At 72.2% G+C, this 21,758-nt stretch carries 11 protein-coding genes; 7 read left to right on the forward strand and 4 right to left on the reverse strand.

Annotation, left to right across the window (positions count from 1 at the left end; genetic code table 11):
- The first annotated feature begins 26 nt into the window (after window positions 1–26).
- From DTB53_RS25120 to glsA, 3 genes are read left to right on the forward strand one after another with little or no spacing between them, the layout of a single operon-like run.
- Window positions 27–521 (forward strand): DUF1269 domain-containing protein, encoded by a 495-nt coding sequence (locus DTB53_RS25120; protein WP_012382197.1) that lies wholly within the window; start codon window positions 27–29, stop codon window positions 519–521.
- 57 nt (window positions 522–578) lie between these two features.
- Complete coding sequence (locus tag DTB53_RS25125) at window positions 579–1,127, forward strand: hypothetical protein (protein WP_012382198.1); 549 nt, start codon at window positions 579–581, stop codon at window positions 1,125–1,127.
- A gap of 10 nt (window positions 1,128–1,137) precedes the next feature.
- Entirely contained in the window at window positions 1,138–2,487 is a 1,350-nt protein-coding gene (gene glsA, locus DTB53_RS25130) for a glutaminase A (protein ID WP_012382199.1), read from the forward strand.
- 24 nt (window positions 2,488–2,511) lie between these two features.
- On the opposite strand, the gene DTB53_RS25135 is transcribed toward glsA, so the two are convergent.
- From DTB53_RS25135 to DTB53_RS25150, 4 genes are all read right to left on the reverse strand, one after another.
- Window positions 2,512–3,330 (reverse strand): endonuclease I family protein, encoded by an 819-nt coding sequence (locus DTB53_RS25135; protein ID WP_012382200.1) that lies wholly within the window; start codon window positions 3,328–3,330, stop codon window positions 2,512–2,514.
- 313 nt (window positions 3,331–3,643) lie between these two features.
- Window positions 3,644–4,195, reverse strand: coding sequence for a hypothetical protein (locus DTB53_RS25140; protein ID WP_012382201.1), 552 nt, complete (start codon window positions 4,193–4,195; stop codon window positions 3,644–3,646).
- A 38-nt stretch (window positions 4,196–4,233) separates the two neighbouring features.
- The gene (locus DTB53_RS25145; protein ID WP_012382202.1) at window positions 4,234–6,006 is read right to left on the reverse strand and encodes an eCIS core domain-containing protein; all 1,773 of its coding nucleotides are present in this window, start codon (window positions 6,004–6,006) and stop codon (window positions 4,234–4,236) included.
- Window positions 6,007–6,380: 374 nt separating this feature from the next.
- On the reverse strand, window positions 6,381–6,932 hold the full coding sequence (locus DTB53_RS25150) for a GH25 family lysozyme (protein ID WP_003971090.1): 552 nt from the start codon (window positions 6,930–6,932) through the stop codon (window positions 6,381–6,383).
- A gap of 158 nt (window positions 6,933–7,090) precedes the next feature.
- On the opposite strand from DTB53_RS25150, the gene DTB53_RS25155 reads away from it, so the two are divergent.
- The 4 genes from DTB53_RS25155 to DTB53_RS25170 all read left to right on the forward strand — a co-directional run bounded on the left by DTB53_RS25155 (window position 7,091) and on the right by DTB53_RS25170 (window position 21,745).
- Complete coding sequence (locus tag DTB53_RS25155) at window positions 7,091–7,303, forward strand: hypothetical protein (protein WP_003971091.1); 213 nt, start codon at window positions 7,091–7,093, stop codon at window positions 7,301–7,303.
- Window positions 7,304–7,432: 129 nt separating this feature from the next.
- On the forward strand, window positions 7,433–8,587 hold the full coding sequence (locus DTB53_RS25160; protein WP_012382204.1) for a methyltransferase: 1,155 nt from the start codon (window positions 7,433–7,435) through the stop codon (window positions 8,585–8,587).
- A gap of 102 nt (window positions 8,588–8,689) precedes the next feature.
- Complete coding sequence (locus DTB53_RS25165; protein WP_012382205.1) at window positions 8,690–9,868, forward strand: acyl-CoA dehydrogenase family protein; 1,179 nt, start codon at window positions 8,690–8,692, stop codon at window positions 9,866–9,868.
- Between the two features lie 999 nt (window positions 9,869–10,867).
- Entirely contained in the window at window positions 10,868–21,745 is a 10,878-nt protein-coding gene (locus DTB53_RS25170) for a non-ribosomal peptide synthetase (RefSeq protein WP_042497799.1), read from the forward strand.
- Window positions 21,746–21,758: the final 13 nt, after the last annotated feature.

Consider the following 21,758-nt stretch of genomic DNA (forward strand, 5'->3'; position numbering starts at 1 on the left):
GCCCTTGAAGTGCGGGAGGTTGCGCGATGTCCACGCTCACGGTGTGGAAGTTCCGGACGGCCGAAGGCGCGGAGAGCGTCGAGGAGGCGCTGAAGTCCCTCCAGAAGGAAGGGCTGATCAAGATCCTCGACGCGGCGGTGGTCAGCTGGCCCGCCGACCGGGCCAAACCGCGCACGAAGCAGTTGCTGAACCTCGTCGGCGCAGGGGCCCTCAGCGGGACCTTCTGGGGCATGCTTTTCGGCCTGATCTTCCTCATGCCGCTGCTGGGCGCGGCGATCGGGGCCGCCGCCGGGGCGCTCGGCGGGAAGCTCGCGGACGTCGGCATCGACGACGACTTCATCGCCGAGGTCAAGGAGAAGGTGACGCCGGGTACGTCGGCGCTGTTCCTGCTGACCATGAACGAGGTGCCCGAGCGGATCAGCGCACAACTGCCCGGCGACGGCGCCGAACTCCTCCACAGCAACCTGGACACCGAGCGCGAGGCGAAGCTCCGCGACATCTTCGGCGACGAGACGGTCTGACCCGCGCACAGCCCTTCCCCCCTCCCGCCCCCCTCACCCGGATTGGACGGACCGTCCGTGAAAGCGAACCTCCCCGCGCGCCGAGCCGTACGCGCCCTGGCTCCCGTCGCCGTCGCGGCCCTGCTGTGCGCCGTCACGGCGGCCTGCGACTCCGACACCAGCGGTGAGGGCACCGACCAGGGTGTCCACACCCTCACGCCCGAGCCGGCGGAATCGCCTTCGGAGGCGCCGAGCCCGCGGACCCAGGAGAGCTTCGCCGCCTCGGTGTCCGCCGAGTCCGAACGCGTACGGCAGGAGGCGGCGAAGCGGCTGGCGGAGGTCGAGGGCCGGGGCAACGCCGTGGGCGACGTCTCGGTCAACGGACTGCCGATGACCGCGTCCGAGGAGGTGCGCAGCGCGCTCGTCCGGGTCACCAACCCCACCGACGAGGCCACGTTCTTCGCGGTGAAGGTGGAGTTCGTCGACGCCGAGGACAAGGTCCTCGACACCGTCGTCGTCGGCGTCGAGGACGCCCCGCCCGACCGGACCGTCACCGTCCAGGCCAACAGCCGCAAGGCCGCCGGGGTGAAGACCTTCCCCCGGGTCGCCCAGGCCGAGCGCGGCTGAGGGGCGGGCGGTGAGTGCCGCGGACGCGGTGACCGACTCCCTCCAGAGCCTGCGCGACCGGTTCGTCGGCGTACGGGAGGGCCGGCCGGCCGACTACATCCCCCAGCTGGCCCTCGCCGACCCGGACGCCTTCGGTCTCGCGCTGGTGAGCATGGACGGACACCGCTACGTCGCGGGCGAGGCCGAGGTGCCCTTCACCCTCCAGTCGGTCTCCAAACCGTTCGTCTACGCCCTCGCGCTCTCCCTGCTCGGCCTCGACGAGGTGAGCCGCTGGGTCGGCGCCGAGCCGAGCGGCGAGGCGTTCAACGCCATCAGCCTCGAACCCGGTACGGGTAGGCCCGCCAACGCCATGGTCAACGCCGGGGCGATCGTCACCACCGCCCTGATCCCCGACACCCCGGACGATCCCGCCTTCGACCGGATCCTGCGCTGCCTCGGCTGCTTCGCCGGGCGCGAACTGGACGTCGACGAGGAGGTGTTCAGCTCCGAGTCGGTGACCGGGGACCGCAACCGGGCGCTGGCTTACCTGATCCGCTCCACCGGCACCATGCCCGTCGACCCGGTCCTGGCGGTCGACCGCTACTTCCGCCAGTGCGCGATCCGCGTCACCGCCGTCGATCTCGCCACGATGGCGGCCACCCTGGCCTACGGCGGCGTGAACCCGGTGACCCGGGAGAGGGTGGTCTCCGCCGAGGTCGCCGCCCGGGTGCTCGCCGTCATGGCGACCTGCGGCATGTACGACGGCTCCGGCGACTGGCTGCTGCGCGTCGGCCTTCCCGCCAAGAGCGGGGTGTCGGGCGGCCTCATCGCGGTGGGCCCGGCCCGCTTCGGCGTGGCGACCTACAGCCCGCCCCTGGACGCCACCGGCGGATCGGTGCGCGGCCACGCGGCACTGGAGGCGATGTCGGACCGCTACGGGCTCCACCTCATGCTCAACCCCGCGCTCCCCGGCTCCACCGTCACCCTCGTCACGACCGCGGACGACCTGCCGTCGGCGCCCTCGGCCGGGCACGAACGGGTCCTCCACGAACAGGTCGGCGTCGTCGTGGCCCAGGGGTCCATCGACTTCACCGCCGCGGAGCGCGTGCTGTACGCCCTGGACGAGTCCGGGCCGGGCGGGGGGTCGGTCGTCCTCGACCTGCACGACGTCACGTCCGTCGACTCCGTGGCCCGGGCGATGCTGCACACCGGGCTCGCCCGGCTCGTCGGCGACGGGCGGCGCGCCGCGGTGGTCGATCCGAACGATCTGCTGGGCCCGGCCGACCTCGTGCGGGAGAGGACCGGCCAGGACCTGCCGCGCTACGCCACCCGTGAGGGCGCCGTCGAAGGCTGCGCGCAGGCCCTGGCGGGGGAGGACTGAGCCGGTAGCGCCGGTTGGGGCGGACTACCAGATGGCGCCGACCCACTCCGGGTGGTCGATGAACGGGTTCCGGTTGTGCTGGAACTGTTCGAATATGACGTCGTTGCGGCGCTTCTCGAAGGTGTCCGGCGGGTCTTCCTGGCTCCACTGCTTCAGGACGGACAGCTTGCCCATCTTCGGCGCCGACCCGTTGTTCACCTGGTCGTTGGGTTCGAGGTCGGCGAAGGAGTCGTTGCCCTCGTAGCGCACCGCCATGTAGAGGATCATGCGGGCGACGTCGCCCTTGACCTCGTCGCGGGGCTCGAAGGAGTCGCTGTCGGTGAAGTTGCCCGGGGCATCGCTCAGTTCGCTCCCTCCGTTGTCGAAGTCCTTGTTCCCGCGTGTGGAGTTGACCTGGACGTCGGTGGGCCGCAGGTGGTGGATGTCGGTGCCCGGGCCCGTCGCGGTGCCGAAGTCGCCGTGCGACTTGGCCCAGACGTGCTCCCGGTTCCACTGGCCCGAGTTGCCGCCGTTGTCGTCCTTGGACTGGGAGCGCCCGGTGTACAGCAGGACGACGTTGGAGGAGTTGGCGGGATCCTCGTCGGTGGCCTTGAGGGCGTCCCACACCTGGCTGTAGGAGAGCTTGGTCTGGTCGCTGATGATCGTGTGCAGGGCGGACTTCAGCTCGGCGCCGGTCTTGCCGAGCGCGTCCTGGTAGTAGGTGTCGTCGAGGACCGCCGCCGTGGCGGTGTAACGGCCGGGCGGGGCGTCCGACGGGGCCGCGGCCGCGGTGCCGGCCAGCACGGTGACGGCTGCCACCGCGGCGAGCAGTGGACGCGCGTAGAACGAGTGACGACGGGACATGTGGGGTGTCCTCTCCGGAACGCGGGCGTCGCGACGAGGCCCCTGGGTGGGGGAGCGCGCGCGACGGCCGTGCGGTAGGTGGTCACGGGAGCCTGGCACACGCACCGGGTCGCACGTGTGAACACGGTGTACCTATCATGTGCAGGTCAAGAATTCGTCCGCCGGGCACCGTGCGGACGCCGCACGCCCCCGGTGGCCCTGGGCCACCGGGGGCGTACGGGTCAAGTGGGGCGCGCGGTGCGTTCCGCCCCCGTCCATCGGCCAACACGCTGCCGCTGCATGGGCGTAGGGGGTACCGGCGCGTGTGGGGGCGTCACATCAGCGGTGCCGTCCAGCTTTCGAGGACCCTCTCGCGCTCGCGTGAGTGCAGGACGTCGGACGGCTGGTTCTCGTCCCACCACCGCGTCAGCAGGTCCGGTGCGGCGCCGCCCCGCACGAAGTGGGAGAGGGGGCCGAGCGAGAGGTCGACCTCTCGCCGGGTGTACGCGGTGGCCGCGCCGGCGAAGACCGGCGTCTCGACGCGCCTCCCGTCCCGGGCGCACACCACCGCGGTCATCATCGTCGGGCCCTGCGGACCCCAGGCGTTCAGCGCCGCGGCGACGACACTCGTCACCCGGGTCGGCCACCGGGCCGCGGACGAGCGGACCGGAACATCCCGAACCCGCACGTCCGTCAGGTCGGCCCAGGACCACGACTGCCGCCGGACACCCTCGCCGACCGAGAGCCGGGTCGGCGAGAGGAAGACACCGGGATCCTCGTCGATGGGAGGCGAACCCAGGCAGACCCTGTCCCGCTCCACCCAGAACAGGCCGATCACGCACCCGGGCGGGTGGGCCCCGTCGCTCCGGGTCGGTGGCGCCGACATCTCTCACTCCATTCCCTGGTTCCGGACGCGGGCGGCGGCTACTCGGCGGGCCTGCGGATCGCCGTGCGGTAGAAGTTGAGTGAGACCGGGCCTTTCCGGCTGGTCGCCTCCGCGTCCTTGCGCGTCATCGTCCGCTTCTCGAAAGCGTGGTACCGACGATCTGGGATGTTCTCCAGCTGGGGAACCGGACTGTCGGACTCGAAGATCTGGGAGTGTCCCGCGTCGGCCACGACGAAGGCGTCCCCGTGCATGCCGGCCTTGTTGCCCCCCGCGTCGCCGAAGTTCGCCGCCACCAGGATGTGGACGCCTTCGTACGGTTCGGTCCGGAGGCTGTCCGCGGTGTTGTCCGAGCAGATTTCGAGCTTGACCTCAACGTCCTTCACCGTGGTCGTGAACTTCTCCTTCCCGATGGCGAAGAAGCCCTGCTTTCTTTCCTCGTCCGAACGGTCCGGAGCTCCGCCGTACCTCGGTGCCTCGAAACGTTTCGTGTAGCTCCTCGGCCCCTGGCCGCCCTGGAAGACGGGCGCGTAGTTGTCGAACACGGTCACGTCGTCCGACCCGTCGAGGTCGGGGCCCTGCTCCCAGACCTGCTCCAGCTCCTCCACCATGATCTGGGCGTAGTCGTTGTCCTCGGCCTGCGACTGGCTCTTGAGCAACTCGCGGCCCGTCCGCTGGTCGACGCGCGCCTGGTCCGCTGCGGGCCCGCCGAGGGCGCGCCTGCGGCCGACGGTTCCCGGCACCACCAGGTAGTTGCTGGGCAGACCCGTCAGCCGGGCGGCGAGCCACTCGTCCACGCCGGCAGCCTGGTCCTCGCTCAGGAAGTGGGTGCCCCGGCCGCTGAAGTAGTACTCCGGCGCGGCGAAGACGTACACGTGCTCGGGGTCGTACCGCTCGCTCCATTCCAGGAACGCGAGGTCCATCGCCTCGCCCAGGAGCTTCTTCTTCTCCTCCAGATCGACAGCCGACCACGCCGCGTCCTCGCCCGTCACCTTGTCCGTGGGTGCCTGGACGCCGGCGATGTGGAAACCGGTCTGCTCCGCGCCGATCTCCGGGTCGTGGGATGTGAACGTCTCGCGCTCCCACGGCTCGGTGCGGCCGCGCGCGGTCTCGGCGAGCGCCGCGACGGCCTGACGCTCCTCCTCCGACGTGCGCTGCACCGGTACGCCGGTACGGACGCCGTCCGCGGCCTCACCCTCGTCCCTGCCCTCGGTCCGAGCCGCGGAGGGCAGGGAGCGCCGCATGGCGCGGGTGGCGTTGGCCTCGGCGTCGCGTTCGAAGCGGTCCGAGGGGTCGGAGACCTTCAGCCCGGTGCCGTCGTCGGTCCCGTCGACGGGACCCCGGCGCTGCTGGATGACGTGGGTGAGTTCGTGGGCGAGGGTGTGCTCGTCATCTCCGCCGGCGCCGATGACGACGTGGTGGCCGGAGGTGTAGGCGCGGGCGCCCACCTCCACCGCCGAGGCGCGCGCGGCCGCGTCCGTGTGGATCCGGACGTCCGAGAAGTCCGCGCCCAGCCGGCGCCCCATCTCGGTGCGGGTGTCCTGGTCGAGCGGACGCCCCGGGGTACGCAGGACGTCCTGGACGGTGGAGCGCTGAACGGCGTGCCCGGCCGGCCGCAGGTCGCGTTCGTCGCCCTGCTGGTGTTCTGCCCCGGTCTCCGAGTGCCCGGCTCTGCGGAGCATCCGGACGACCGCCGCGTTGCCGACGCTGCGCTGGAGGGCGACGAGCGGCGGTGCGACCGGGTCGACGGGCCGGCCGGCCGGTGGACGGCCTTCCTCGGCCTCATGGGTTTCTGCGCGGTTCCGGGCGTGCATGGTTCCCCTCCGAATCTTGCCTCCCTGAACATGTGGAGGGTGGGGGACCTGCGTGGCCCCCTGCTTTCCCGTCGGCCGCGGGCTCTCGTCGATGCCGGGTCCGGGCGACGGGGCAGGGGCCGGAGTGCTCCCTCACCACCTCGGCGAGCACCGGGTCGAGCGCCGGCACACCGATGGGGCGGCCTCCCTCGCGAGCTCCCTCCGTGGAATCAGCGGCGGTACACGGCCGCGGTAAGAGACTCCACCGCAACCCGCGGAGGCCGTGCGGTGACGGCGCCAACGGGGCCTGATTCCGTCGGCGTATGTCCGAGCACCCGCTCTTGCGGTCCTCGCACCCGCCCGGAGCAGCCGGGCGGGCGCGCGTTCCGAACGCGCTATCCGGCCGCCCACTCGCGCAGGGCGCGGACCGAGGCGAAGTCGGCCACGTTCCGGTCGAGCGGATCGTCGGTGTACTGGTGGATGCGCCAGTCCGCCTCGATGCGCGGCTTGCCCGCCTTGCCGTAGTCGGCGATCCACAGCCCGTCGCCCGCGTAGTCGGTGGTGTCGTGGTCGAGCCAGAAGGTGCGGTTGCAGTAGAGCAGGACCCGGTGGTCGGGGCGTTTCTTCTTCACCGCGCGGATGAACCGGTCCTTGTCGCCGTTGCTCGCCCGCGTCCCGCCGCCGGTCTGCTCCCAGTCGACCGCGAGCAGATCGCCCGCCTTCTCGGGGGTCTTGCCCAGGAAGTAGTCCACCTGGTCCCCCACGTTCCCCGGCCAGAGGAAGTGGTAGAAACCGACGACGCACTCGGCGTCCCGGGCCCGCTTCACCTGCGCCTCCAAGCGCGGATTGACATAGCTGCGGCCTTCGGTGGACTTGACGAAGACGAAGTCGAGACCGTCCGTGTCGTAGGAGGGCTGATAGGCGCTGACGTCGACGCCGTGGAGCATGGGTACCACCTCGGGGAGTGGGGCAACGATCTCCCTCTCCTGCCCACTGCCCGGGCGCGCCAAGGCCTGATTCACCCTCCCGGGTAGGCGTGCGCGGGCTCATCGGATGCGGCCGGGTCCGTGCGGCGCGAGAATTGCCGCAAGGACGAGGAGGCGGCATGAGCGAAGAGTCCGAATCCGTATCCGCGCCCGTGTCCGGGCCGGAGGGCATCACACCCGACCGGCTCCTGCACACGGGCGCGAGCGACCGGCCGAGCGCGGAGGACCTGGTGCTCGCCTCCGGGCGGGACGTGACGCCGGAGAATCTGGAGTGGGCACGGCGCAAACTGGCCGCCGAGGGGCGGTCGGCCATCGACAAACAGCTGCCCTGACCGCCCGGCGGACCCTGCCGGGCGCCCCAATGGGCGGGCGCGCGGAGCCGTACACCGAGGTGGAGGCGGCCGGGGGAGCCGGGGAGCGTGTGGGGCGCCCCCGGCTCCCTCGGCTAGCCTGAATGCCATATGAACCGTTTCACGACCTCACAGGGCGCTTTCGAGCTCGCCCGCTTCCCCGAGCACCCGCGCGACCCCTTCCGCGCCTGGGACGCCGCCGACGACTACCTGCTCCAGCAGCTGACGGACCCCGGGACGGGCCCGGTCGACCTCTCGGGGACGGTCGCGGTCGTGGGGGACCGGTGGGGGGCGCTCGCCACCGCACTGGCCGCACACCGCCCGGTCCAGATCAGCGACTCCTACCTGGCCCGGCGCGCGACCCTCGCCAACCTCGCCAGGAACGGCATCGACGAGGACGCGGTCCGGCTGCTGTCCTCGCGCGACACCCCGCCGGACCGGATCGACGTCCTGCTCGTCCGGGTCCCCAAGTCCCTGGCGTTCCTGGAGGACCAGCTCCACCGCCTCGCCCCCGCCGTCCACTCCGGCACCGTGGTCATCGGCACCGGCATGGTCAAGGAGATCCACACCTCCACGCTCAAGATCTTCGAGCGGATCATCGGCCCGACCCGCACCTCTCTCGCGGTGCGCAAGGCGCGGCTCATCTTCTCCACCCCGGACCCCGCCCTGCCCCGTACGCTGAGCCCGTGGCCCTACCGCTACGAGCTGCCCGCGGACGTGGGCCCGGTCGCGGGCCTGACCGCGGTCAACCACGCCGGGATCTTCTGCGCGGAGCGCCTCGACATCGGCACCCGCTTCTTCCTGAAGCACCTGCCCACCCGGTCCGGGGCGGTCCGGGTCGTCGACCTGGGCTGCGGCAACGGAGTCCTCGGACTCTCCGCCGCCGTCGCCAACCCCGACGCGCATCTCACCTTCGTCGACGAGTCCTACGGGGCGGTCGCCTCCGCCGAGGAGACCTTCCGGGCCGGTGCTCCGGCCGGTGCGAAGGCCGACTTCCTGGTCGGTGACGGTCTCGCCGATCTCGACCCCGGCAGCGTGGACCTGGTGCTGAACAACCCGCCGTTCCACTCGCACCTGGCGACCACCGACGCTACGGCCCGCACGATGTTCGCCGGGGCGAAGACCGCCCTGCGCCGGGGCGGCGAGCTCTGGGTGGTGGGCAACCGGCACCTCTCCTACCACACGCACCTGCGCCGGATCTTCGGGAACTGCACCACGGTCGCGGGCGACCCGAAGTTCGTGGTGCTGCGCGCCGTCAAGCGCTGACAGCGAAGCGCCCCGCCGTCGGCCCTTCCAGATTCTTGCAACAGGTTCTACTGTGTGCGCCGCCGCACACGGACGACGCCGAAGCGAGACTCTGGAGGGGCCGTGCACCTCGAATACACGCCTGAGCAGCAGCGGCTGCGGACCGAACTGCGCACCTACTTCGCGACCCTGGTGCCCGACAACGCCTACGCCCGCTACGCGGAGCCCGCCGCCCAGAAGCGTTTCTACCGCGACACGGTCCGCAGGCTCGGCGCCGACGGCTGGCTGGGCGTCGGCTGGCCGAAGGAGTACGGCGGCCGGGGGCTGACCCCGATGGAGCAGTTCATCTTCTTCGACGAGGCCGCCCAGGCCGGCGTACCGCTGCCGCTGATGGCGCTGAACACCGTCGGGCCCACGATCATGCGGTACGGCACCGACGAGCAGAAGGCCCACTTCCTGCCCGGCATCCTGGCCGGGGAGATCGACTTCGCGATCGGCTACAGCGAACCGGACGCCGGCACCGACCTCGCCGCCCTGAAGACCCGCGCGGTCCGCGACGGGGACGAGTACGTCGTCAACGGCCAGAAGATCTGGACCACCAACGGCGACACAGCGGACTGGGTCTGGCTCGCCGCGCGGACCGACCCCGATGCCCCGCCCCACAAGGGCATCACCATGCTCCTCGTCCCCACGAGCGACCCGGGCTACTCCTGCACCCTGATCAACACCCTCGCCTCGCACGACACGACCGCGAGCTACTACGAGAACATCAGGGTCCCCGTCTCCCGTCGCGTCGGCGAGGAGAACAAGGGCTGGCGGCTCATCACCAACCAGCTCAACCACGAGCGCGTCACCCTCGCCGCCCACGGCACGATGGCGGTCCGCGCCCTGCACGACGTCCAGCGCTGGGCAGCCGACACCAAGCTCGCCGACGGCCGCCGCGTCATCGACCTCGGCTGGGTCCGCGCCCTGCTGGCCCGCACCCACACCCGCCTGGACGCCATGAAACTGCTCAACTGGCAGATGGTCGCCGCCCTCCAGGACGGCACCCTCACCCCGCAGGACGCCTCGGCGGTCAAGGTCTACGGCTCCGAGGCCCGCCGGGACGCGTACGCCTGGCTGATGGAGATCGTCGGCTCCGGAGGCGCGCTCAAGGAGGGATCGGTCGGCGCCGTGCTCCACGGCGAACTGGAACGGGGCTACCGGTCGGCCGTGATCTTCACCTTCGGCGGCGGGAACAACGAGATCCAGCGGGAGATCATCTCGTGGATCGGGCTGGGGATGCCGCGCGTGCGGCGGTGACAGAAGCCGGGGCGAGCCGGCGAGCTTTCCGCGGGCGGCACCGAGGACCATCTGCCGCCGTTCGCCCGCTGGTTCGCCGGTCCTGAGTCCGTCCCCGTCCGCGGCTGGGGTCGACGTACGCTCGCTGCACCGCCCGGGCCCCCCGTCCGGCCCCTCCTTGCCGTCGTGGGGTGGGAGCGGGTGACGGGCGGCGTTTCCGCCTGTGCCCCGGTTCTGGACCGGGGCGCCGACACCGGTCCACCGCGCTCCGCGGGCGCGCGCGTTCTCCACGACGTTTCCGGGCACCGTCAAGGGGGACTCCCGCCGAAGCCGCGACACGCTTCTCGATCGGCTGACATACCGTCCCGACGCGTTGATCCCTGTCCTCCGCTCACCCCCGGAGCGTGTGCGGAGCGGCGCCTGATCTGCTCGGCGGCACGGTACGCCGCCGGACGCGGCTGCCGCACCCGACCGGGCGCCCGGACCGGTCGGGCCGGAAAGGGCTCACCGAAGTGCGGCGGCGACGCCCAATACACCATTCCCGCTGGCCGAAACGTATAAGTGATGTGTCCCACAGTGGAACAAACGTGTGAACACGCAAAGGTCCCCGGGCCATACTGACTGTCATGACACCGACGGTCACATCCGTGGGCGCCTGCTGTTCGCCGCTGCGCGCAGGCCTCGAACGCCCGGCTGAAATGTGGCCCATCCCGAGCCGCTCGACACCATCGAGCGGAATCCGGTCGAGGTGCTGAACGTCCGACCACCGCACCGACCGATCTTCGGTACCCGGAACCCGGGACCGTCGCCGCCGCGGGAACCGCTCGGCGACGTCGCCCGGTGCGGGGACGCGACGGCCGGCCACGGCCGGGGGACGGTCGCGGCCGGCGGGGTGCACGAGTGGGAGTTCGAAGACAACAGGGGACCGCTCCGTGCGGGCCCCGGGCAGAGTCCTTGCGTGCGCACGCGATCTTCCGACGCGGCGTCATGCCTGACTGGGGTGGCAGGAAGGGGTCCGGCATGAGCCTTCGCGTGCTCGCTCGTATGTATGCCGACGGTGAGATGTCGACGACGGAGGTCCTGGCCGAGCTCGGCAGACGCGTGGACATCCCGCTGTCCGAGGGGCAGCGCGGCCTGTGGGCGCTCGCCAGGATGGAACCGGAGACCTACGCGTACAACGTTCCCGTGTGCTTCTCGGCCGCGGACGTGGACACCGCGGCGCTACAGGCCGCGTTCCGCGACACGCTGTTCCGGCATCCGCTTCTCTCGGCCACGGTCCGCGAGACGGACGACGGGCCGCGTCTGGTCCACGCGGACCCGGACGGCTTCTTCGTCGAGGAGGCGGACATCTCCGACGTGCCGTCCGACCGGGTGCCGAACCTTCTGCGGGAGCGGGCGAAGCAGCCGTTCGACCTGGCCGGTGATCCCTTGACCAGGCTGGCCGTCCTGCGCCGCTCCGCGTCCGAGGCGTACGTTCTGCTGGTCGTCCACCACCTCGTGATCGACGGAGTGTCGGGGCGTCTCGTCACCGACACGCTGTTCGGCTCGTACCGGGCGCGCGTCGAGGGGCGGGACGTGCCGGTCGAGCGGGGATCCGCCTCGTTCGGTGAGTTCGTCGCGTGGGAGCAGGACGCGCTCGCCGGCGAACGCGCGAAGGAGGACCGCGAGTTCTGGGTGCGGGAACTCGCCGGCGCGGAGGTCCTCACGGGGTTACCCTCGCAGGTCGCCCTGGAGCCGGACGCGCCGCACACGGGCGAGGTGTACACCAGTCGGCTGCCGAAGGAACGGGCCGCCGCCATCACCGCCTTCGCCGCTTCCCAGGGGATCAGCCCGGGGATCTTCTTCCTGGCGGCCTTCCAGACCCTGCTGCACCGGTACACCGGAAGCGAGGACCTCGTCATCGGGATGCCGGTGGCCGGGCGCCCCACGGAACGCTTCGACCCGATCGTCGGCTGCTTCATCAACACACTGCCCGTACGGAGCAGACCGAACGCCTCCGAGCCGTTCACATCCTTCGCCCTGCGGGTGCGGTCCACGGTGCTCGACGTGCTCGAGCACGGGAACTACCCGTTCCACCGGATCGTGGGCGATCTCGGCGCCCGGGGAGTGAACCCGCGGTCGCCGCTCTACCAGATCGTCTACAACTACCAGGATTCCGCGCTCTCAGGACATCTGGCCGAGCGGGCTCGCGCCACCGGCGAGGCGGACTTCGAACTCGTCGACGGCCTGTACCAGCTGGGTGAGTACGACCTCACGGTGGACGTGGCCCCCGGCGACGGGTTCCTGGTGAACTGGAAGTACCACCCCGACGCCTTCTCGGCCGACGCCGTGGCGAGCATGGCGGAGCACTTCACCACCCTGGTGGCCGGCATCCTCGACGCGGACGGGCAGGCGCCGCTGGGCGAACTCAACCTCCTCGACGAGGAAGAACGGCACCTCGTCATCGAGGCGGGGAACCGCACCGAGACCGACTTTCCCGCGCATCGAACGTGCTGGGACCTCTTCGCGGAACGGGCGGAGGCAACCCCGGACGCCCCGGCCGTCACCTGCGGGGAGCGGACTCTCACCTATCGCGGACTCGCGGACCGCAGCTCGGCGCTGGCACAGGCGCTGACACGTCGGGGCATCGGCCCCGGGGACGTCGTCGGGGTCTGCTACGAGCGGTCGACCGACCTGGTCGCGGCTCTCCTCGCCGTCATGAGAACCGGCGCCGCCTACCTGCCCCTGGACAGCCGACTGCCGGCCGAACGCCTCTCCTACATGATCGAGGACAGCGGCGCGCAACTCGTCGTCTGCCACGAGGCGGTGATGGACGGGCTGGCCGCCGCGGGGATGCCGAGGGCGAGGCTGTACCCGACGGACCGCCAGGACGACCAGGCCGACCGGGGCCGGGCGGCGGGGGAGACCACCACCGCCGACGCACCGGCGCCTTCGGCCCCGGCGCCGCGGGCCGCCTACATCATCTACACCTCGGGCAGCACCGGCAGGCCCAAGGGCGTCGTCGTCCCGCACCCGGCGCTCACCAACTTCCTGCTGGCCATGGCGCGGACGCTGGACGTGACCTCCGAGGACCGGCTGTTGGCCATCACCACCCACAGCTTCGACATCGCCGCCCTGGAGCTCTACCTCCCACTGATCACCGGCGGTCAGGTCTGCGTCTCCGATTCGGCCACGGCCGCCGATGCCACCCTGCTGGCCGACAGGATCGCCGACTGGCGGCCCACCGTCATGCAGGCCACTCCGGCGACCTGGGCCATGCTGGTGCGCGTCGGATGGCAGAACACCGAAGGCGTCACGATGCTGTGCGGCGGCGAGGCGCTGCCCGAAGGCCTGAAGGACCAACTCGTGGCGCGCGGCGAGGCCTGGAATCTGTACGGGCCCACGGAGACGACCATCTGGTCGGCGGCCAAGCGGCTGCTCCCCGAGGAGCCGGTGACCATCGGCAGTCCCATCGCCAACACCCGGCTGTACGTCCTCGACCGGAACCTGGGCCCGCTGCCCGTCGGCGTGACCGGCGAACTGCACATCGCAGGCGACGGGGTCGCCCTGGGCTACCACCGGAAGCCCGAGTTGACGGCCGAGCGCTTCCTGGACAACCCGTTCGCCCCCGGACGGCTGTACCGGACCGGCGACCGCGCGCGGCGACTGCCGAACGGCGAGATCGTCGTCCTGGGCCGGATGGACAACCAGGTCAAACTGCGCGGCCACCGCATCGAACCCGGCGAGATCGAGGCGGTGCTCGATGCCCGTCCCGAGATCGGCCGAAGCGTCGTCCTGCTCGAACACGTCGGTCTGTCCGACAGGCTGACGGCCTACTGCACCGGGAGCGGGGACGCGGCGGTCGACACCGCGCTGCTGCACGCGGAACTCGCCAGAACCCTTCCCGCCTACATGCTGCCCGCCGCGTACGTGGTGCTGGACGCCTTTCCGCTCACGCCGCACGGCAAGGTCGACCGGGCGAAGCTCGCCGAGACCGCCCGGGCGGTGCCGCTCCCGGCCGCCGACGGCCCGGTGGCCGGGCTCGACATCGAGCGGACCGTGCGCGGGATCTTCGAAGAGGTGCTGGGCTCCCGCGACATCGATCGCGCCGCGGGCTTCTTCGACATCGGCGGAGACTCGTTCGCGGCCATCGAAGCGGTGGAGCGGATCAACCGCGAGTTCGGCCGCTCGTTGCGGCCCACCAGCCTCTTCGCGCACCCGTCCGTCGCGACGATGGCCCGACACCTGGCGGGGCCGCCCCCCGCCGGCAGCGCATCCGCCGGGCAGGTCCCCGCCGGGCGCGAACGCGCCGGGCAGGCGCCCGCGGTGCGGCCGGTCGAGCCCGAGCGGAGCCCCGGTCCGTCCCGGGCGACTCCGGCGGCGGACGACGCCTCACTCGATGACGCGATAGCGGTGATCGGCATCTCCTGCCGGTTCCCGGGGGCCGGGGACCACCGCGCGTTCTGGTCCGCGCTCGTGGAAGGCCGCAGCGGCGGCACGTCGTGGTCGGTCGAGGAACTGCGCGCGCTCGGCGTGCCGGATGAGCTGATCACCAGAACCGGCTACGTGCCGCAGCGGTCGGTCGTGGACGGCAGGGCGGAGTTCGACGCGGCGTTCTTCGACATCTCCCCCCGCGACGCCGAGTTCATGGACCCACAGGCGCGCTTGCTGCTGCAACACGCGTGGCAGGCCCTGGAGGACGCCGGCTACCGCCCGGAGGACGTCCCCGCCACCAGCGTCACGACGTCCACGAGCACCAACTTCTACCAGGCCCTCCTTCCGGCCCTGATGGCGAACGCCGCGGGCCCGCGGGTCCTGGCGAGCTCCGAGACCTACGCCGCGTGGCTGTTCGCCCAGGGCGGCACGGTCCCCACGATGATCTCCACGAAGCTGGGCCTGCACGGCCCCAGCATGGCCGTGAGCACCAACTGCTCCTCCGCTCTGAGCGCGGTGCACGTCGCCTGTCGGGGACTTCTGGCGGGCGATGCCGACCAGGCGATCGTCGGCGCGGCCAGCCTGTTCTCCGCGGGGGAACTGGGATACGTGCACCAGCCGGGTCTGAACTTCTCCAGCGACGGGCACAGCCGCGCGTTCGCCGACGGCGCCGACGGCATGTCCGGCGGTGAAGGGGTCGGCGTGGTCGTCCTCAAGCGCGCCGGTGAGGCGATCGCCGCCGGCGACCACGTCTACTGCCTGATCCGCGGTGTCGCGGTGAACAACGACGGCGGTGACAAGGCGGGGTTCTACGCGCCGAGTGTGCGCGGCCAGGCCGATGTGATCCGCAAGGCGCTGGACAGGGCGGGCACGGACCCGTCGACGATCAGCTACGTCGAAGCGCACGGCACGGGCACGAGGCTCGGCGATCCCATCGAGGTCGCGGCGCTGACCGAGGCGTACCGCCACTACACGGACCGCAGCCAGTTCTGCGGCATCGGCTCGGTCAAGAGCAACATCGGCCACCTGGACGCGGCCGCGGGGATCGCCGGCCTCATCAAGGTGGCCCTGGCACTCCAGCACGGAGAGGTGCCGCGCACCCTGCACGGCGACGTGCCGAGCACGGAGATCGACTGGGAGGAGTCCCCGTTCTTCGTGGCCGACCGGAATCTCCCGCTGGACGGCGACGGGCCCGCGCGGGCCGGGTTGAGCTCCTTCGGGATCGGCGGCACCAACGTGCACGCGGTGCTGGAGCAGGCGCCCGCCGGTGCGCGGTCCGCCGGACGCCCCGGCCCCCAGGCCGTGATCCTCTCCGCCCGCGACGGCGGGCAACTCGGCGTCCTCGTACGGCAGCTGCTGGAGTTCCTGCCGGGATACCGGGACGCGCACGGCGATCTGGCGTCGCTCGCCTACACGTTGCAGGTCGGACGGCGGGCGATGGCCGAACGCGTGGTCTTCGTCGCGAACGACGTCGACGGGCTGATCGCGGCCCTTCGGGACCACGTCGACCGCGGCGGGCGCGGAACGGTGTTCGCAGGTACGGCCCGGCGGCCCGAGGACCAGCTGCTCGGCCTCTTCGACCGCCCCGGGGAGCTGCGCGACCTGGTCGCGGGATGGGTCGAACGCGGGCAGTGGGACAGGATCGCACCCCTGTGGGTCAACGGCGTCGACATCGACTGGCGTGCCCACCACGGCGCGCGTCCGCCGGTGCGCGTGAGCCTGCCGACGTATCCGTTCGCCGGGAAACGGTACTGGCCGGCCGCCGGGGCGGTACCGGTCGCACCGACCGTCCCCGACCTGCCCGGCACCGTGCCGGCGCCCCGGGGCCCCGACCCGCTCGACGCGGCCTCGCTGCTCGCGGCGGCGGCCGGGACCGAGAGCGTCCAGACGTTCCTGTCCGGTCGTGCGTCCGCCACCGACGAGATGGACGGACTCTCCCGCCCGCTCGTGCTCGCACAGCTCGTGGCGGCGGGACTCCTCGACGGGCCGGCGCGTCGCGACCCGGTCGGGCAGGGGGTGACGCCGTCCTTCGCCCAGTGGCTCGACCATACGGTGGCGGTGCTGCTGAGCCACGGAGAGCTCGTGCGCGAGGGCGGGTTCCTGGCGCCCGGGGAGGGTGCGCCGGGCCTCGAACAGGCATGGCGTTCCTGGCGTGCCTGGACGGACGCCCACGCCGAGGATCCGGAGCTGGCGGCCAAGACCGGGCTGACCGAGCGCATGGTCGAGGCCCTGCCCGCGATCCTGACGGGGCGGACGAAGGCCACGGCGGTCATGTTCCCGGGCGGCTCGTTCGAACTGGTCGAAGCGGCGTACCGGGGGAACGCGACGGCCGACTACTTCAACGACGTGACGGCAGGGGCGGTGCGCGCGGAGGCGGACGCCCGCCGCGACGGGATCCGGCTGCTGGAGATCGGCGCGGGCACCGGCAGCACCAGCGAACGCGTCTTCGCCCGGCTGACGGGCCGTGACCTCGCCGAGTACCGCTACACGGACGTGTCGAAGGCGTTCCTGATCGACGCGGAGCGGCGGTTCGCCGATCGTGTGCCGTACGTGTCCTTCTCCACCTTCGACGTCGAGCGGGAGCCGGGCTCACAGGGACTCACCACGGGCGGCTACGACATCGTCGTCGCCAACAACGTCCTGCACGCCACCCGGGACATCGTGCTTGCGGTGCGTCACGCCCGGGCGCTGCTGGCCCCCGGCGGAGTCCTCGTGCTCAACGAGCTCGCCCGCAACGACTGGTGGTCGCACCTGACCTTCGGGCTCCTCGAAGGCTGGTGGCGGTTCACGGACGGAAGGCGCATCCCGGGCGGTCCCGCGCTGTCCTCGGACGCGTGGCGCGCGGTGTTGCGGGAGTGCGGGTTCGACACGGTCGAACTGCTGGCGGAGCCCGCCCGCGCCCTGGGCCAGCAGGTGCTGCTGGCGCGCGCCGGTTCGCCCGTCCCGCGCCGGGATCCGCGGCCCGCCGCGACCGGTTCGGCCCAGGAGCACGTCCGCGCGACCGTCGAGCGGATCCTCGCCGAGACGCTGAAGCTGACCGCGGACGAGCTCGCGGCCGACAAGCCGTTCGCCGACTACGGACTGGACTCGCTCACCGGCGTCTCCCTGGTGCAGCGGCTCAACGAGTCGCTGGGCACCGACCTCGATCCGAGCGTGCTGTTCGAGAATCCGTCGATCACCCGGCTGACGGCTTTCGTCGTCGAGGAGGAGGGCGCCGCCCTCACGGCCGCGCACCCCGAGGCGTCCCCGGCCCCCGAGGCGCCCGCGGTACCGGAGGCGCCCGCGCTGTCCGGGCCGTCCGCGGCACCAGGGCGGTCCGTGGCGCCCGGGCTCTCCCCGGTGCCCTCGCCCTCCGCAGCGCCCGAGCGGTCCGCGGCACGCGCGTCCGCGGCACCCGAGCCGTCCGCGGCCCGCCGGTCGTCCCCGGTGCCCGAGCTGTCAACGGCGTCCGGGGCGTCGGGCGGCGGTCGGGAGCCCGTCGCGATCGTCGGCATGAGCGGCCGGTTCCCCGGCGCCCGGGACACCGACGCGTTCTGGGACCTGCTGGCGTCCGGCCACGACGCCGTCTCGAAGGTGGACCGCTGGGACCTCGCGTCGCTGGGCAGCGTCTGCCTGGACGGCGGCCTCCTCGACGGCGTCGACGAGTTCGACCCGCTCTTCTTCGGGATCTCCGGTGCGGAGGCCGTCTACATGGAGCCGCAGCAGCGGCTGTTCCTCCAGGAAGCCTGGCGGGCACTGGAGGACGCGGGCCACGCGGGCGAGTCGCTCGACCGCGACCGGTGCGGTATCTACGTGGGCTGCGCCGCGGGCGACTACCTGGATCTGACCGGGCCGGCCGACTACCCGGGCCAGGCGCTGTGGGGCAATATGAACTCGCTCGTGCCCTCCCGCATCGCGTACTACCTGGACCTGCACGGGCCCGCGCTCGCGGTCGACACCGCGTGCTCCAGCTCGCTGGTCTCCCTCTACCTCGCGTGTCAGGCGCTGTGGGCGGGCGAGGTCACCACGGCGATCGCGGGCGGGGTCTACGTACAGAACTCGCCGCGGCTGTACCTGGCGGCGTCACGCGCCGGGATGCTCTCCCCGACGGGCCGATGCCGTGCGTTCGACCAGGCGGCCGACGGATTCGTGCCCGCCGAGGGGGTCGGCGCGCTGATCCTCAAGCGGCTCTCGGACGCCGAGGCGGACGGCGACCACATCCACGGGGTGATCCGTGGCATCGGGATCAACCACAACGGCACGACGAACGGGATCGCCGCGCCGAACGGGACCTCGCAGGAACGGCTGATCCGGGAGATCTACCAGGACTTCGGCATCGACCCCGCGGGCATCGGCCTGGTCGAAGCACACGGCACCGGAACCAGGCTCGGCGATCCGGTGGAGTTCCGGGCGCTCGATCGCGCGTTCCGCGGCTTCACGGACGCCGAGCGGTTCTGCTCGCTCGGCTCGACCAAGGCCTCCATCGGCCACGCGCAGGCCGCGGCCGGCGTGATCGGCGTCATCAAGACCCTGCTGGCGATGAGGCACGAGGTGATCCCCGGTCTGCCCCACCACACGGAGACGAACTCCAGCGTCACGCTCGCCGGCAGCCCGTTCTTCGTACACACGGAGCCGAGGCGGTGGGCCGCGCCGGAGGACGGCAGGCGGCGCGCCGCGGTCACATCGCTCGGTGCGAGCGGAACCAACGCCCACGCCGTCATCGAGCAGCCGCCGGGGACACCCGCCGCGCCGCGGAGCAGGCGGGACGGCCCCTGGCTGATCGTGCTGTCCGCGGCGACGGAGCACGCCCTGCGCGACCAGGTGGCCCGGCTCGCGCGCCACTGCCGCGAGCACCCGGACCTCGACGCCGGCGACGTGAGCCACACCCTCCTCCTCGGCCGCAGGCACCTGAGGCACCGATGGGCGAGCGTGGTCCGGGACCTCGCGGATCTGGAGAGCCGGTGCGCCGCCCGGCTCTCCGGGCAGGACGCACCGGCGCGGAGCGCGGACGCGGGGTTGGGCGCCCTCGCCCGGCAGTTCCTCGACGGCGGGGCACCGGACTTCGCCGCGTTGTTCCGCGACGGCCGCCACCGCCGCGTCCCGCTGCCCGGCTACCCCTTCGAGCGGGAGCGGTACGCGCTGCCGGTCCGTGCGGCGGTGGACGACGGCTCCCGAGGCGGCGGGGACGTCCTCACCGGTGACGAGTTCTACCTGCGTGAACACCGGGTGCGGGGGACCGGGATCGCCCCGGGGGCCATGTATCTCCGGTGGGCCGCCGCAGCCGCGCAGCGGACCGCGAGCGACGCGGTCCACCTGCGTGACGTCGTCTTCCTGCGCCCCCTCTCGGTGTCGGGGTCTCCGCGCGCACTGAAGGTCGACCTCCGGGCGGACGGTGACGCCACCCGGTTCACGGTGTCCTCCACAGAGTCCGCCGGGGACGAGCCCGTACTCCACTGCCAGGGTGAGGTGTCCGCCGTGCGGCCGACGGCCGCACGGACGCTCGACCTGCCCGCGCTGCTGCGGGAGATGCCCTCCACGGGATTCGACCCCCAGCGGTTCTACGCCGAGTGGCGCGAGCGCGGGATCGCGTACGGTCCCACCTTCCAGGGGGTCGTGGCGGTGCACCGCGGCGACGACGCGGTCCTCGCCGAACTGCGGCTGCCCGGTGCGGCGTCGGGGACCGCGGACGGCCTCGTCCCGCATCCCGCGCTGGTGGACTCGGCGATGCAGTGCATGCGACTGCTCGACGGCGACGACCGGGTCGGGCTGGTGTTCACCATCAAGTCGGCCGAGTTCCTCGCCCCCGGCGGCACCGCCCTGTGGGCCCTGATACGCCGTGCCGAGGACACGCGGGGCGCGGACCGGATCGACATCGACCTCGCGACCGGCGACGGCACGGTGTGCCTGCGGCTGCGCGGCATCGCGGGCCGGACCGAGCAGACGGCGGACCCGGCGGACGGCTCCGCGGAACGTGGGGCCGAGCCGGCACCGGACCCGGCGGACGCCGTCACCACGCTGCTGCCGGTGTGGGATCCCCTGCCGCCCGACCGGTCCGGGGCGTTGCCGCGGAGTTCCGACTCGGTGGGCGTCATCGCACCCCCGGGGCCGGCACGGGACGCCCTCCTCGCGCGCCTGCCGGGCGCACACGTGGTCGCTGACCCGTCGCAGGGCACGCGGGACGACCTGGAGACGTCCCTCCGGGCGGTCCCGGAACTCGACCAGCTGATCTGGGTGGCGCCCGGCGCCGTGGACGACCGGTCCGCCGAAAGCGTCGTCGAGGCACAGGCCGCAGGACCGCTGCACGCGTTCCGCACGGTGAAGGCGCTGCTGGCCGCGGGGTACGGCGATCGCCCCCTGGGGCTGACCCTGGTCACCGAGCGCGCGCACGCCGCCCATGAGGCCGAGGCCGTCGACCCGGCGCACGCCGGTGTCGCGGGCCTGGCCGGGTCGACCGCGAAGGAGTACCCGCACTGGCGGGTGCGGGCGGCGGACGTCGAGGCCTACGACGCGCCCTCACTCGCCGCGGTGCTCGACCTGCCCGCGGACCCGGACGGCAACCTCCGCGTCCACCGCGACGGACGGTGGCACGGGCAGCGGCTGATGACCGTTCAGCCGCCCTCACCCGCCTCGCCGACGCCGTCCCGGCTCCGGCAGGGCGGCTGTTACGTCATCATCGGCGGGGCGGGCGCCCTCGGTACGGTCATCAGCGAGTACCTGATCCGCCGCTACCGCGCCCAGGTGGTGTGGCTCGGACGCAGGCCGCGGGACGCGCGAGTCGAGGCCGCCATCGCGCGGGCGTCCGGCCCGGACGGCCCCGCGCCGCTGTACCTGCGGTGCGACGCCACCGACCTCGCCTCGCTGCGCGCGGCGAAGGACGAGACCGTACGGCGGTTCGGCGCGGTGCACGGCGTCATCCACTCGGGCCTCGTGTTCGCGGGGGCGAGCCTGGCCCGGATGAGCGAGGCGCAGTTCGAGGACGTGCTGCGCGGAAAGGTCGACGCGAGTGTCCGGTGCATGCAGGTGTTCGGCGGTGAATCGCTCGATTTCGCCCTGTTCCTGTCCTCGATCAACTCCTACCTCAAAGCCATCAAGCAGGCGGACTACGCCGCCGCCTGTACCTTCCTGGATTCGTTCGCACGGACGGTGCGACGCCGCCACGGCACGGCCGGCAAGGTGCTGAACCTGGGCTACTGCTTCAACAACGCACCCGCCGAGGGAGAGCGGGGCGCGGTGGTCGGAGCGCAGGCGCCGCTCATCCAGCCGGACGAGCTGACAGCGGCGATCGAACGGCTGTGCGCGGGACCGGTCGGGGGGCTGACGCTGATGAAGTTCAGCCCCGCGCTCAACAACCGGGGCATCGTCCTGGGCGACGACGAAGTCGTCCTCCCCACGGCCGTGCCGCCGGACGCCGTCACCGCCGAAGCCCCGCAACCCGCGCTGGCGTCGGGCGGCGAACTGGAGCGGATACGCGCCCGCTCCGCAGAGCTGACCGCGCTCACGATCTGATCGCGCCTTCGAA

Origin of the sequence: Streptomyces griseus (assembly GCF_900460065.1) — a bacterium.
GTDB lineage: Bacteria > Actinomycetota > Actinomycetes > Streptomycetales > Streptomycetaceae > Streptomyces > Streptomyces griseus.

Coding starts and splice junctions, on each gene's coding strand:
- DTB53_RS25170 (WP_042497799.1), top strand. CDS start 10,868: ATGAGCCTTCGCGTGCTCGCTCGTATGTATGCCGACGGTGAGATGTCG.
- DTB53_RS25145 (WP_012382202.1), bottom strand. CDS start 6,006: ATGCACGCCCGGAACCGCGCAGAAACCCATGAGGCCGAGGAAGGCCGT.
- DTB53_RS25160 (WP_012382204.1), top strand. CDS start 7,433: ATGAACCGTTTCACGACCTCACAGGGCGCTTTCGAGCTCGCCCGCTTC.
- DTB53_RS25140 (WP_012382201.1), bottom strand. CDS start 4,195: ATGTCGGCGCCACCGACCCGGAGCGACGGGGCCCACCCGCCCGGGTGC.
- DTB53_RS25150 (WP_003971090.1), bottom strand. CDS start 6,932: ATGCTCCACGGCGTCGACGTCAGCGCCTATCAGCCCTCCTACGACACG.
- DTB53_RS25135 (WP_012382200.1), bottom strand. CDS start 3,330: ATGTCCCGTCGTCACTCGTTCTACGCGCGTCCACTGCTCGCCGCGGTG.
- DTB53_RS25155 (WP_003971091.1), top strand. CDS start 7,091: ATGAGCGAAGAGTCCGAATCCGTATCCGCGCCCGTGTCCGGGCCGGAG.
- DTB53_RS25120 (WP_012382197.1), top strand. CDS start 27: ATGTCCACGCTCACGGTGTGGAAGTTCCGGACGGCCGAAGGCGCGGAG.